Origin of the sequence: Gracilimonas sediminicola (assembly GCF_024320785.1) — a bacterium.
Taxonomy (GTDB): domain Bacteria; phylum Bacteroidota; class Rhodothermia; order Balneolales; family Balneolaceae; genus Gracilimonas; species Gracilimonas sediminicola.
In genome coordinates this window covers 372220-385662 of record NZ_JANDBC010000002.1, presented here as the reverse complement: position 1 = coordinate 385662, position 13443 = coordinate 372220, and the positions used below count along the sequence as shown (strand labels likewise).

Sequence of the window (13443 nt, the reverse complement as noted above, 5' to 3'; positions counted from 1 at the left end):
CCCGTATATTCTCCGCTGATTAATCATTACCGTAAAAACTACTTATGCGCCATCTTCTTATTCACGCTCAATTCAGGATACTGCTATTCAGTTTAATTTTCACAACCGGTGCTTCTGCTCAAACTGCTGATACTCTTTTTTTCTCGATAGATATGACCGGGCCTGTTTCTGAAGGCTGGTTCGAGCCGGGTTCCGAAAAGGTTGGCATTCGCGGAGACCAGCCTCCGCTGAGCTGGGGAACGACCTATCAGGCTGCTGACCCCAATAAAGACGGTGTTTATGAAGTAGCTGTGCCCTTTAAACTAAATACTGATAGTCTGTTGGTTTCCTTTAAAATAAAAGTGGATGGAGTGGAGAACCCGGATGAAGGATGGCAGGCCGGGCGTAATCATGAAGTCATGATATATAAAGGAATGCAAAACAGCGTGGCGTTAGCATGGGGAGACCGGCCACCCGAAGCGCCGGTAACCATAACGGGGCATGTTGAGATTATCAGAGACTTTGAGAGTGAAAATCTGCTGCCCAGGGATTTATACATTTACCTTCCTCCGAACTATAAGGAAAGTGACCGGCGTTACCCGGTGCTATATATGCATGACGGTCAGGCTCTGTTTGATGCTTCTGAGATCGGGCAGGAATGGAAAGTAGATGAAGCTGCTGAAGAGCTGATCGGCTCCGGCGAAATTGCCCCGGTAATTATTGTGGGGATTGGAAATACGCAAGATCGCATTGATGAATACACCCCCAGCGAGCAAATTTGGAGACATGAACTGAAGCGAGTTTCACCTGCAGAAGTATCCTCACTTCCTGGTGTTTATTCCGGAGATTTTAAAACGGTAGAAGGAGACACCATCCGGTTCAGAACGAAAGCAGACACACTCTATGCCATGATTCCGGGCGGGGAATCCTGGCAGTCTCTGATCCCCAAAACTGAACATAGCTTTTACCTTCCTCAGGCTGGGATCACCTTTAGCTTTGAAGCATCAGAAGGCCAGGGCTATAAACTGATTGCAAGCAAGCCGTCAATAGGTGGTAAAGGGGATGTATATGGAGAGTTTATCCTGAATAAAGTGAAACCATTTGTTGATGAGAATTTCCGGACAAAACCGGGGAAAGAGTTCACCGCCCTGGGCGGTTCTTCACTGGGTGGGTTGATTACGCTATACCTTGGACTTGAATACCCGGATGTATTCAGCAAGCTGCTTGTGGTTTCTCCGTCCGTTTGGTGGGATGGAAGAATGATCATCAATGAAGTAGACGAATTAAAGGGCTCAACCGATCAACATATTTGGCTGGATATGGGAACCGCAGAAGGAGAGGGCGCGGTGGAAAGTGCGGAAGTTTTGCAGCAGATTTTGGTAAAAAAGGGATGGTCAGACGAAAACCTTCATTTTATTATCGAAGAAGGAGCGGCTCATAACGAGCGGGCATGGGCAAAACGAGTCCCTGACATGTTGCGGTTTTTATATTCAACGAGATAATTAGAAATGAAAGCAATTTTGCATGAACAGTATGGGGGACCGGAAATCCTCCAGGTTAGAGAAATAGAAAAGCCTGTTCCGGGGCCTAAGCAGGTTTTGGTTAAAGTGTTTGCATCAACAGTCAATAGAACGGATTGTGCAATTCTCAGAGCTAAGCCTTTTATCATGCGTTTCTTTCACGGACTAACCTCTCCTAAAATGAAGGTTCCGGGAACGGATTTTTCCGGGGTGATTGAAGCTACTGGTAAAGAAGTAACAGCTTTTGAGAAAGGTGATAAGGTATTCGGGTTTGGTGATTTGGGACTGGCGTCAAAGGCTGAATATTTAGTCATTAGTGAAGATGGATATATTTCTAAAATGCCCAAGAGCATTTCCTATGAAAAGGCTGCTGCATCAATGGAAGGAGCACATTATGCGTATAACTTTATAAATAAAGTGGAGCTGTCAGAAGGAGATAAAGTATTGGTAAATGGTGCCACCGGAGCTATTGGTTCAGCAATGGTGCAGTTACTGAATAGTATGGGGGTATCTGTTACAGCAGTTGGTAATACGAAAAATTTAGACCTGATGAAGTCCTTAGGGGCAGATGCTGTTGTAGATTATACCCAAGAAGATTTTACTCTGTTGGGTGATCAGTTTGATTTTATTTTCGACGCGGTAGGGAAAAGCTCTTTCGGCAGGTGCAAGCAAATTCTAAAGTCTGACGGAACCTACCTATCATCTGAGCTGGGGGCGTACATTCAGAACCCGTTATTGGCTCTGATAACGTCGGGTTCAAGTGGGAGAAAAGTGAAGTTTCCTGTTCCCGTAGATATACCTGGGTCCATTAAATTTATAAAAGGGTTGATGGAAGAAGGTAAATTCAACCCGGTGATTGATCGTATATATCAGCTGGATGAAGTAAAAGAGGCTTATAATTACGTTGAAACAGGAGAAAAAACCGGAAATGTGGTAGTAAAGATTAACTGATATGCTTCTCTAAACAAAAAAGCGGTCCACAAAAACGGCAATCCACACAAGAGGGAGATAGGCAATGGATGCAAACATCATCCTTTTGGCATTTGCCTTGGTTCGATCCATCCCAAACTTGATGGTGTAGAAAAGAAATCCTAATGCGAATATGAGCCCGGCCACAAGAAAAATCATCCCGGAAATATCAAACTGATAAAGAGCGAACGTGACCGGGAAGAGGGAAAGGGCGCAAATCAAAGACCAGAAAACAGTTTTATAGCCTTTTTCATCTTTGCGGGGCAACATCTTTAATCCGGCGCTGGAGTAGTCATCTTTGCACAACCAGGCAATGGACAGTACGTGTGGAACCTGCCAGAAAAACATAATCCCAAACAGCAGCCACATGCCTGGCTCGGCAATATTACCGGTTGCTGCAGCCCATCCGCCAACCGGTGGCAGGGCCCCGGGGATTGCTCCGATAGCAATATTAATCGGGGAAACTTTTTTCATAGGGGTGTAAACGCCGAGGTAAATCAGTGCGGTTGCAAAGGATACGGCACCTGCCACCGGGTTAACTAAGAGAATTAAGTACAATAAGCCTGAAAAAATGAGGCTCAGGGAAAAGATCATTCCGCTTTTAGAGTCAATGCGGCGATCGGGCAAAGGTCGTTTGGAAGTCCGCTTCATCAGGCCGTCGGAAGCACGCTCAATAAATTGATTATGAGCCCCGGTTCCTGCTGCTATCAGATAAGTACCAACCAAAGCGTGAATGAGCGTCACAAAATTGATGTTAGCTCCACTGCCAAGGATATAACCAACCAGCATACTAACCAGTACCGACATAGTAATGCCCGGCTTGGTGAGTTGGTAATAATCGGTAATAACATCCGTAAAAGATCTCTTGATGAGAATGTTATCTTCGGCTGAATTCATGTAAATTTGATAGGTCGAAATAAATACGTTTACAGACACCAAATTTAAATATTATTCCTCATACTTCACAGTATTTCAGCTATGAAATTGAACGCTTTTCAGAAAACAGCCATAACAACCGTTGCGGCTACTTTATTCTTAATTTTAGTGGGTGGACTTGTGCGAGCTGCCGGGGCAGGATTGGGTTGTCCCGACTGGCCTAAATGCTTTGGTATGTGGATACCTCCCACAAGTTTAGCCGACCTTCCGGCGGGTTTTGACGAATCCCAATTTAATGTGTGGAAGACCTGGATTGAGTATGTGAACCGGTTAGTGGGAGTTGTGATTGGCTTGCTGATTACGGCTACCTTTTTACTCTCCATCAGGTACAGAAAGGAAAAGCCAACAGTTTTTTACAGTTCCATTGCCGCTTTTGTGCTCGTTTTATTCCAGGGATGGCTTGGTGGAGTAGTAGTTAGAACCGGACTGCATGAAGGCTTGATAACCGCGCATATGCTTGTAGCTATGGTAATTGTGACGGTGCTCCTTTATGCAACCTTTGAGGCAACCAGCGACCTGTTTAAGATCAGGATTGAGGAAGGCTTCCGAAAGAAATTACTTTGGACATTGTGGGTATTATTCGGGCTTACTATGATCCAGCTGGTACTGGGAACTCAGGTTCGTGAGGCCATCGATGTAATAAAAAATGCACCGGTTGTTCCTCCCCGTGGAACCTGGCTTGAAAATATGGAAGGCGTATTCCCCATTCACCGAAGTTTCTCCTGGTTACTGGTAGTGGCTGCAGGGTGGCTGTTTTACCTGATGAAGAAACACAATGCGGAAGGATGGGTTAAAAAGCTTGGTGACCTGAATGTTGTGTTGGTATTTCTGCAGGTATTGATTGGTATAGGTCTCAACTACCTGGCAATGCCCAGAGTGCTGCAGGTTCTGCACTTAGTAGGCGTAGCCGTAATGGTATGTACTCAGTTTCTGATGATTTTGGTACTTAGAAGAGGGGAAGTTGTGATCAGTGATCAGTGATCAGTGATCAGTGATCAATGACCAGTGACCAGTGACCAACGATTAACGATTAACGATTAACGAAATGGGACTTGGAATTTGGAATTTGGAACTTGAAATTTAACCCCTATTACAATCTCTCCAGTAAGTCATTCAAAAAAACCTTGATCTCATTCAGGTCTTTACGAGCTTCGGCACTGAGGGGAGGGGCGTCTTTGATTTCGCCTTCACGTAAAATTTCCTGCACACCTTCGGAACTGTATTTTTTGTCGTGTAGTAGTTCTTTGATCTTGAAGATGAGGGCAAGTTCCTGCTCTTTATACACTCTGTTTCCGGCGCTGTTTTTCTTGGGGCTCAGCTCCGTGTAAGTCTTTTCCCAGTTTCGTAATACGTGGGGCTCAAGTCCGGTTAGCTTACTGACTTCTCCCATCGAGTAATACAATTTTTTCATAGCAGACAGAAAGTGTATTTTAGAACGTTTTTAATGGCGTGAAAGTAAACCATTTCTGAACATATATAAAAGAATACATTTTGGAAGATACACCATCAGAAAATAATATCGACATAAGTATCGTGGTTCCCGTTTATAATGAGGAGGAATCATTACCCGAACTGGAAAAGGCAATTAGCAAGGCATTATCGGCTGATTACAGCTATGAAATTATTTTTGTTGATGACGGCTCATCGGATAAATCATGGCAACAAGTTCTTACAATGGGAGCCAAGAAAGACTTCATTCATGGAATCGCACTCAGCCATAATTATGGGAAGAGCGTAGCCCTGCAGGCCGGCTTTGAGAAAGCACAGGGAAAATATGTTGTAACCATGGATGCTGATCTCCAGGATGATCCCAATGAAGTACCCGAGATGGTACAAATACTTAAAGACGGATATGATTTGGTGAGTGGTTGGAAAAAAGAGCGCCACGATCCTATTTCAAAAACCATCCCGTCCAAATTCTTCAATTTTGTTACCCGTAAAGTTGCCGGGATTGAATTGCATGATTTTAATTGCGGCCTCAAGGCGTACAGAGCTGAAGTAGTTAAGAATATCTATCTGTACGGAGAACTGCACAGATATATTCCCATGCTGGCAAAGCGGGAAGGATACACCCGGATTACAGAGAAAGTGGTTACGCACCACCCTCGCAAGTACGGCAAAACCAAATTCGGTCTGTCCAGGTTTATGAATGGATTTCTTGACCTGATTACGATTACTTTTGTGCAGCGATACTTACAAAAGCCCATGCACTTTTTTGGAACTGTAGGGGTGTTGTTACTCTTAGCCGGCGGCGGTATCAACCTGTATATGGCGCTGCTAAAGTTTGTATATGGGCAGGGTATTGGTGATCGTCCGCTCTTATTTCTCGGAATTTTGCTGATGGTGGTAGGTGTACAGTTTTTCTCAACCGGATTATTGGGTGAAATGATCAACAAAAACAATGTGAAGGATCAGAAACCGAGGATCAGAGAAGTTATTTAGCCGGTATAATTATCAGATTGCGGAAGCGTTTATATTGTGTCGTTCAACTTCAATCACCACACTTATGAACCTAAAAAGTAATCTGCTTTTCATTTCAACATTCCTGTTTATCCTGATGGCCGGGTGTGACGGAAGCATCTTTGATTCCAATAAAGATGTACAGATCCGGATACAAAATTCATCGGAGTACACCCTCGAAAATATCAGGGTTTCATTTCCTGACGAAGAAGTGAGTTATGGAACATTAGACCCGGCTCAGGGCAGCGACTACCGAAAGGTGAATAAAGCCTATCGCTACGCTTACATCGAATCAGAAATTGATGGAGAGAAAGCCATATTGCAACCGATCGATTACGTTGGGGAAGATTTTCTTGATGAAGGAAAATACACCTATCAGTTGTTTGTGTATGGTGAGTCAGGGCAAAGTGAACCAATGCGCTACTATCTTGGTTTAGAGCTGAAGAAAAACTGAAATTATCTGAAAATAAGAATGTAAAATCAGTCATTTACAGGCAGTTGATGTATTAACTTTTTGTTAAAAGCATCAAAATGTAGAAACTGACACTTGTCAGGTAATATATTTTTCCGTTATTTAGTTTCATCATAAATAAGGAGCGTCTTCATTATTGGGCGTCAACTCATCTGTTGGATTCAGAATAAGGTTTGCTCCTGATTTAGCTAAACTGCAATTTTTTAAAATTAACAGCCAATGGCTACGTCAGTATCGGTTCACTTATATTCATTTTGTCCAAAAAGTCATCAGCTTAAGCTGAAAGGTTCGTGCCATTCTTATCTTTGCCAGATCCTTTTCCTAAGTTTGGGCACCAGCTTTTTTTACCATTTTCAGGGATTCTTGGAACGCTATTTCGGCTAATCTAATCCCGACTGCTTCTGTAACGCATTTCATTTGAGGAAAAATATCTTCGAAAGGAATAATAAGCTGTTACCAATCAACGAACGGTCAACATCTTCCATCAAACGAACTAAGAAATAAAAACTATTAGTGGGTACGTACGCCCGCAAATTTTAGGTGTTTACTATGTCTGATAATAAACTTAAAAAACAACTTGGCCTCTACGATGTATTTGCCATCTGTACCGGTGCTATGTTCAGCTCCGGGTTCTTCTTGCTTCCGGGAATTGCGGCAGCCCAAACAGGGGAGTCGGTGTATTTGGCTTACCTGGCTTCCGGAATTCTGATTATACCCGCCATGCTCAGCGTTGCAGAATTGTCTACGGCTATGCCAAAATCGGGGGGAACCTATTACTTTCTGGACCGAAGCCTGGGTCCGATGGTAGGTACCATTGGCGGGTTAGGATCGTGGGTTGCCCTGATGTTTAAAAGCTCCTTTGCTCTTATTGGTATGGGAGCGTACCTGGCACTTTTTGTAGATGTTTCATTTACGATGCTCGCCCTTATACTGACTCTGATATTTGGGTTCCTGAATATTTTTGGAGCGAAAGAAACAACACTTCTTCAGAGAATATTGGTCACAGTATTGGTAATAATTATGGGGCTTTTCATCATACAGGGAGTCTCAGCTGCCGGGTTGGATATCAGCATATCGGATTCTGAAGATGGATTCTTTAGCAATAGCCTGCATGGTTTTATATCCACCATAGGACTGGTTTTTGTGTCTTATGCCGGGCTTACCAAGGTTACCAGTGTGGCTGAAGAAGTGAAGAATCCGGACCGGAATATTCCTCTCGGGATGATTCTTTCACTCACAACCGCCTCTCTGATCTATGTTGCCGGAGTGTATGTAATGCAGCAGGTTTTGACGGCAGAAGAGTTCTATTCAAGCCTGACACCAGTAGCCGATGCAGGAGCAAAATTCATGAACTGGTTACCCGGTTCAGGTGGCATGCTGCTCATCGTGGTTGCGGCTGTTGCTGCCTTTGCCTCAACCGGAAATGCCGGTATTATGTCTGCCTCACGGTATCCTTTCGCTATGTCGAGAGATAAGCTTATGAGCTCAAAGTTCAGCGATATCGGTAAGCAGGGCACTCCTTACTATGCCATTATCGTAACGGTAATTTGTATGATCCTGATTCTTTTGATTTTTGATGTGGAATCGGTGGCCAAGCTTGCCAGTGCGTTTCAACTTCTGCTGTTTGGGTTTATGTGTTTAGCGGTTATCGTAATGCGCGAAAGTAACATCAACAGTTACCGGCCGGGTTTCAGATCACCGCTATATCCGTGGGTTCAAATTGCCGGGATGTTAATCTCTGTTTGGTTGGTAGCAGAAATGGGAATCCTCGCGGTATCTCTTACCGGTTTTATTGTTGTGATGTGCGTGGCTTGGTACATCTACTATACAAAAGGCCAGATAAACCGGAGAGGAGCCATATTTCACGTTCATGAGCGATTGGGTAAGAAAAGGTACGATGACCTAGAGCTCGAGCTTTTGAACATCCTCAACGAGAAAAACACCGGGGAACATCTTTCATACAAAGAAACTATTGCCCGAAGCATTATTGTAGATGTGGATTCGGATAACACGAAAGTGGATGAATTGTTAAGAGAAGCCTCTGAAATTCTGTCTGGCCGGCTGAAGGTTGAAAAAAAGATGCTGTTGAATGAGCTAACTGAAAACTACAAGCATCGCTTCAATAAATTGAGCAGCGGGGTAATTTGCAGTCATCATGCGATGGCTAATGTTTCAGCTCCTGAATTGGTTGTTTTCCGAATTAAGCAATCGCTGGATCTTGAAATAACAGGAATTGACGGCAATGTGTATATGTACGCCATTCTCTTGGTCCCTGAAGAAGAGGAAGGATTGGATATCCGTTTGGTTGGGCATCTGGCTGAAATTGTTCAGTCATCCGGCTTCAAAAAGCGATGGATGCAATCCGGTAACAAACGCGAACTCAGGGAGTGCTTGCTGAGTGAAGGTCATTTTATCCAGTTGAAAGTGAATGAAAGCAAGCAGCTCATGGAATTCGCAGGTAAAAAAATCCGTGACATAAACCTACCGGGGTCAAGTTTGATCACCATTATTTACCGGGGAAGTGAACTCATCATCCCGCATGGAAATACCCTAATCAGTGAGGAAGATGAATTCCTGATGGTAGGCGATCCGGATGACATTAAAGAGCTGATGAGCAGTTAAACCAAATAAATAGTAAGTGGAAAGATGGAAGAGCAAACCACTAATAGAAAAGCCCTGTGAAGTGAAGTTCACAGGGCTTTTATGTGGTATGTACCGCGTACGGGATTTGAACCCGTGCTACCGCCGTGAAAGGGCGGCGTCCTGGACCCCTAGACGAACGCGGCATAAAATAAAGTCCATAAAAAAACCGTGGATGATGTGTCAATCCACAGCTAATATAAAAGGGAGCCCGATGGGATTTGAACCCACGGCCTCTAGGGCCACAACCTAGCGCTCTAACCAACTGAGCTACGAGCTCCATTAATAGTACCGCGTACGGGATTTGAACCCGTGCTACCGCCGTGAAAGGGCGGCGTCCTGGACCCCTAGACGAACGCGGCATTAATAAAAATTCAATAAGTCAAAAAAAGAGCAACTTGTGTAAACCTCTTTAGAGGCGACAGGCGGACTCGAACCGCCGTACGAGGTTTTGCAGACCTCTGCCTAACCACTCGGCCATGTCGCCTTAAGCAAAAGCTAAAAGCTAGTACGCCCGACAGGAGTCGAACCTGTAACCTACGCCTTAGAAGGGCGTTGCTCTATCCAGTTGAGCTACGGGCGCTCAACTTACAATATGTCAAAAAAACAAGATTTTCCGATCACAAAACCGAAAAATCTTTCTTTAGTCGGGGAGACAAGATTTGAACTTGCGACCCTTCGCTCCCAAAGCGAATGCGCTACCGGACTGCGCCACTCCCCGTTCTTCGAAAGACTCCAAATATAGGACTTATTTCAGACGGTTGCCAAATGAATAAATTACTTTTTTCTAAAAATTGGCATTTATTTAGGGAGATCTTTCAGGATAGCTGTAACGTAGTTTTCCCAGCTCATATTCTCAGCAGATTTCCGAACATTTTCTGCAGGAAGTGGATGCTCGATAAATTTAAGCATTTGTTCTGCCATGGAGTCAATATTGCCGTCTTCAGCCAGGTAACCGTTAAAACCATCTTTAATGGTTTCCGGGAAATGTCCGACATTGGTGGCCAGAATGGGCAATTCAAAATTATAGGTCAGTGATTCCACCCCGGATGGAGTTGCGGTGAGGTAGTAGAGCACACTGCAGTCACTTACCTGAAAGTATTTATTAACGTCTTCGTTGGGGATGAACTCGTTTTTAACCACGGTGCTTTCTTCTAACCCTAATTCTTCAATCAGTTGGAGGGGGCGGTAATCCTGTTCGCTTTCCTTGTTCTTGAGAAACAACTTTTGAGCGACAGCAAATAAACCACGCTTAATTTTTGTGGTGATTTTTGACGTATCCAGGGTAGCCCAGAATTCTTCTCCGCAGATCAGTAAAGAGACATCATCCCGCTGATCGGCAACTTGTTTGAAGGCTCGAATGGCGTTATGTAATCCCTTGTATTTTCGAATGAATCCAAAGAAAAGAAAAACATGCTTCTTTAAGCCCAGTTCTTTCTTGAACGCTTCCGTGTCAAAGTCGGGATCCGGTTCATATAAGTCATAAACCGGGTGAAATAGCTTAATCACTGTGGTGGCTTCAGATTCCGACCGTTCGCCGGTTTCATTGACGGTGAAATCTCGGTTGGGATAAAGGGCCTTCAGCTCATCCACCGTTTTATAGGCGTGAGTGATATAGGTGTCGGCATGTTTGATGCCTCTTTTTGTGAGTCGCTCATCGATGGTGCTGTCTTCTTTCTGAACCACAAAATGTAAGTCAAAAATGATTTCTGCCCGGCAATGTTTCTTCAGCCATTTGGATATTGATCCCATGGGTATTCCCTGAATAGAAATCGCCCATTGAAAAATGACTTTATCCGGTTTCAGCGATTTGATGTATTTTGCCGTTTCTTTCCAGCTGAAAGGATTGTTGTAGTTGGTGATATACTTCACCTTTATACGCGTGCCTTCCAGAAAATCGGATTGGCTGGATTTATCTACAAACTCCCGTGGAATGATTGACGGATACTGATTGGTCCACGAAACAATGTGGACTTCATTATCCGGATCTTTGTCCAGCGTTTTAGCCAGCGAGGTGTTGTAGTTGGAAATCCCGCCTTTAAATTTTGGTCCCGGCCCGAAACATACAATTTTAGCCATCAGCTTAAGCGTATTTTTCTACGGCAACGTCATAAACGCGACGCATCCCTTCCCGCAGAGATAGTTTGGGCTTCCAGTCGAGTTCTTCATTCACGTAGCTCATATCGGCATATCGGGAATGTACGCCTACCGGTTTATCCAGTAATTTTTTGATTTCAGGATCATAACCGGCGAATTCAGTGAAAATCTCGATAATTTCAAGGAAGGTGATCAATCGGCCACTACCTATATTAATAGCCCGGCCATCGGTAATTCTTTCCATCGCGTGGAGGGTGCAATCCATTACGTCTTCAATATGCACAAAGTCGCGCCCTTGTTGTCCGGTTCCCCAAACTTCAAAAGGATCTTCTTTGAGAGCGGCACGACGAGCGATAGCCGGAATAGGATAGGATAGATCCTGGTCTTCTCCGTAACCTGAGAATGGCCGGATGCAAGTAACAGATACTCCATAGTATTTAGCAGCAATGTGCGCGAGATACTCACCGGTTAATTTAGACCAGCCGTACGTCATATCGGGCTGACCCATATTTTTGAAATCGATATCACTTTCACTCAGTGCAATGGCATCTTCTTCGGTTTGAAGGTCAACCGGGTAAGCCGCGCTGGAACTTGGATACAGAACACGATTGGGTTTTTGACGGCATACCCACAGAAAGAATTCTGCATCAATAGAAAGGTCGAGGGCCACAAGCATGGGGTCGCCATCAATTTTTGCTCTTCCACCCACAATGGCTGCAAAGTGAAATACATCTTTGAAACGGGTTACGTCCAGCCCGTAAGTGTCTTTGATGTGGTTCTCGTTATCCAGCATGGCCCGGATAAAATAGCGGGCATCCTGCTTCAGGAATACCATGCGCTCATCATCCCCGAAAAACTCGAGTCCGTTTTCTTTACGGGCCGGAGTGCCATCCGGAAGCCAGTCAGAAGGGTGAGTGCCGACGGATAAATCATCAATAAAAAAGATGGTATCGTCAGTGGTTTTGTGAAGTCGTTTTACAAAGTTTCTTCCGACGAATCCGCATCCGCCTGTAATTAGATGATAGCCCATATAAAGAGTTTGTTTTCAGATTTTTGCTGAAGATATGAATTTTGAGAAAAAGCCTTTGAAAAAGAAGAAATATTGTTGAAAAATCCCGTTCTTTGCAGTGCATTAAATCAAAAATCACCCATGAAATATACTATTCCCTTTATTGTTTTTACATTGGTTTCTGTTACGGCTTTTTCACAGTCGCTTCGCATATCCGAATCATCTTCCACCCGCAGTAACAGTGCCGGTGAATTTACGGTAGCCGGACATCAAATCAGCATGACCAAAACCTCTCTTGGTTTCACATCAGGAGCTGCTTCTTCCGACCTGAATTCCCTTACGGCTTTATCCGGAGCATTGGGCATAAACGGCATTACCGTTTATGAAGGTGGTGGTAAGGAATTGTATAATTCATCCGCTTATGAACTTCAGTCAGGTGACAATTCAGCAAAAGTCTATGTAAAGCCGAATGGCGGATTTATTGTTCGCGAGAATATTGCCAATTTCCTGTTTTTTGATGAATCGGGAAGCATTGAACAATCGATTTCCAATAGCTCTCAAAGTACAGAAGGTGAATCGGTTTCAGAGCTGGCTGCCGACCCTGCTTTTAAAACCGTGGTTTTGTATAACCCCAAGATAGTTCGTGATCAGATCGAAGGATCCCGTGCACGTATTGTTAAGCCGAACTGGACAACCACTGATATTTTTTACAGCGGAGATCGTGCTATACGTTTCGTTAAAGTTTCTGAGGATGGTCAGTTTATAGCCGTTGTTTCTTACAAAGACGGTGAAGACGATAAAGTTGATGTGATGGATCGTTTTGGAAATGAACTTGAGACTTTTTCCTTTAATCAGACGGTAGCTGATCTGAGGTTTTCTAAAGATGGAGAATTTGTAACGATCCGATCTAATAGCAGGGTGGGAGTGTATTCTTTGATTGACGGAGAAAGAGAAGGAAGCACGAGCTTCCGTTCTATGCTCCATTTCGCGGAATATGTACCGCAAGACAACACGATCATTGCCTTAACCGCCGATATAGCCGGTTCAGTATTATCGGGAGTGGAATTTCATGCCATCAATGTAGAAGCAAGAGCCATTGAGCGTCAAGACTACAACGGGCAGTTGGGTATCTCTGATTTGCTTTCTGTGAGCTTAGATCGTACCGGTTCGAATAGCTATTCTTTAACCGGATTGAGTAAAGCGCTTAACCTGAGCGTTAGTTTTTAATCTAATCTAATATCTCTGAACCGTCATCGCGGGCTTAGACCCGCGATCTCCTTAATCCGGGCTTGGGAGAATTAGTATCAAGTAAGCATTAATTCCGGAAAGTGTACTCAATAAAAAAGCCGGTACATATATTA

At 44.0% G+C, this 13443-nt stretch carries 11 protein-coding genes and 6 tRNA genes; 7 read left to right on the top strand and 10 right to left on the bottom strand.

Annotated features, from left to right (window positions below; all coding sequences use genetic code 11):
• Window positions 1–44: 44 nt before the first annotated feature.
• On the top strand, window positions 45–1481 hold the full coding sequence (locus tag NM125_RS11550) for an alpha/beta hydrolase (RefSeq protein ID WP_255135081.1): 1437 nt from the start codon (window positions 45–47) through the stop codon (window positions 1479–1481).
• 6 nt (window positions 1482–1487) lie between these two features.
• The gene (locus NM125_RS11545; protein WP_255135080.1) at window positions 1488–2450 is read left to right on the top strand and encodes an NAD(P)-dependent alcohol dehydrogenase; all 963 of its coding nucleotides are present in this window, start codon (window positions 1488–1490) and stop codon (window positions 2448–2450) included.
• A 9-nt stretch (window positions 2451–2459) separates the two neighbouring features.
• On the opposite strand, the gene cyoE is transcribed toward NM125_RS11545, so the two are convergent.
• A complete protein-coding gene (gene cyoE / locus NM125_RS11540) occupies window positions 2460–3365 on the bottom strand; it encodes a heme o synthase (RefSeq protein ID WP_255135079.1) in 906 nt (301 codons plus the stop codon).
• Between the two features lie 81 nt (window positions 3366–3446).
• Between cyoE and NM125_RS11535 the strand changes: the two genes are divergently transcribed.
• Window positions 3447–4385, top strand: a complete 939-nt coding sequence (locus NM125_RS11535) for a COX15/CtaA family protein (protein WP_255135078.1) — start codon at window positions 3447–3449, stop codon at window positions 4383–4385.
• Window positions 4386–4494: 109 nt separating this feature from the next.
• On the opposite strand, the gene NM125_RS11530 is transcribed toward NM125_RS11535, so the two are convergent.
• Window positions 4495–4815 carry a MerR family transcriptional regulator gene (locus NM125_RS11530; protein WP_255135077.1) on the bottom strand — a complete coding sequence of 107 codons (321 nt, stop codon included), beginning with the start codon at window positions 4813–4815 and terminating at the stop codon, window positions 4495–4497.
• 80 nt (window positions 4816–4895) lie between these two features.
• Between NM125_RS11530 and NM125_RS11525 the strand changes: the two genes are divergently transcribed.
• The 3 genes from NM125_RS11525 to NM125_RS11515 all read left to right on the top strand — a co-directional run bounded on the left by NM125_RS11525 (window position 4896) and on the right by NM125_RS11515 (window position 8958).
• A complete protein-coding gene (locus NM125_RS11525) occupies window positions 4896–5846 on the top strand; it encodes a glycosyltransferase family 2 protein (protein ID WP_255135076.1) in 951 nt (316 codons plus the stop codon).
• Between the two features lie 64 nt (window positions 5847–5910).
• Complete coding sequence (locus NM125_RS11520) at window positions 5911–6318, top strand: hypothetical protein (RefSeq protein WP_255135075.1); 408 nt, start codon at window positions 5911–5913, stop codon at window positions 6316–6318.
• Window positions 6319–6885: 567 nt separating this feature from the next.
• Window positions 6886–8958, top strand: coding sequence for an amino acid permease (locus tag NM125_RS11515; RefSeq protein ID WP_255135074.1), 2073 nt, complete (start codon window positions 6886–6888; stop codon window positions 8956–8958).
• 91 nt (window positions 8959–9049) lie between these two features.
• On the opposite strand, the gene NM125_RS11510 is transcribed toward NM125_RS11515, so the two are convergent.
• From NM125_RS11510 to NM125_RS11475, 8 genes are all read right to left on the bottom strand, one after another.
• A tRNA-Glu gene (locus NM125_RS11510) sits at window positions 9050–9122 on the bottom strand.
• Window positions 9123–9182: 60 nt separating this feature from the next.
• Window positions 9183–9256 (bottom strand) — tRNA-His (locus NM125_RS11505).
• Window positions 9257–9265: 9 nt separating this feature from the next.
• A tRNA-Glu gene (locus NM125_RS11500) sits at window positions 9266–9338 on the bottom strand.
• A 54-nt stretch (window positions 9339–9392) separates the two neighbouring features.
• A tRNA-Cys gene (locus NM125_RS11495) sits at window positions 9393–9463 on the bottom strand.
• Between the two features lie 22 nt (window positions 9464–9485).
• A tRNA-Arg gene (locus NM125_RS11490) sits at window positions 9486–9559 on the bottom strand.
• 64 nt (window positions 9560–9623) lie between these two features.
• Window positions 9624–9697 (bottom strand) — tRNA-Pro (locus NM125_RS11485).
• An 80-nt stretch (window positions 9698–9777) separates the two neighbouring features.
• Window positions 9778–11055, bottom strand: a complete 1278-nt coding sequence (locus NM125_RS11480) for a glycosyltransferase (RefSeq protein WP_255135073.1) — start codon at window positions 11053–11055, stop codon at window positions 9778–9780.
• Window positions 11056–11059: 4 nt separating this feature from the next.
• A complete protein-coding gene (locus NM125_RS11475) occupies window positions 11060–12103 on the bottom strand; it encodes an NAD-dependent epimerase/dehydratase family protein (protein WP_255135072.1) in 1044 nt (347 codons plus the stop codon).
• A 120-nt stretch (window positions 12104–12223) separates the two neighbouring features.
• On the opposite strand from NM125_RS11475, the gene NM125_RS11470 reads away from it, so the two are divergent.
• A complete protein-coding gene (locus NM125_RS11470) occupies window positions 12224–13309 on the top strand; it encodes a hypothetical protein (RefSeq protein WP_255135071.1) in 1086 nt (361 codons plus the stop codon).
• Window positions 13310–13443 lie beyond the last annotated feature (134 nt).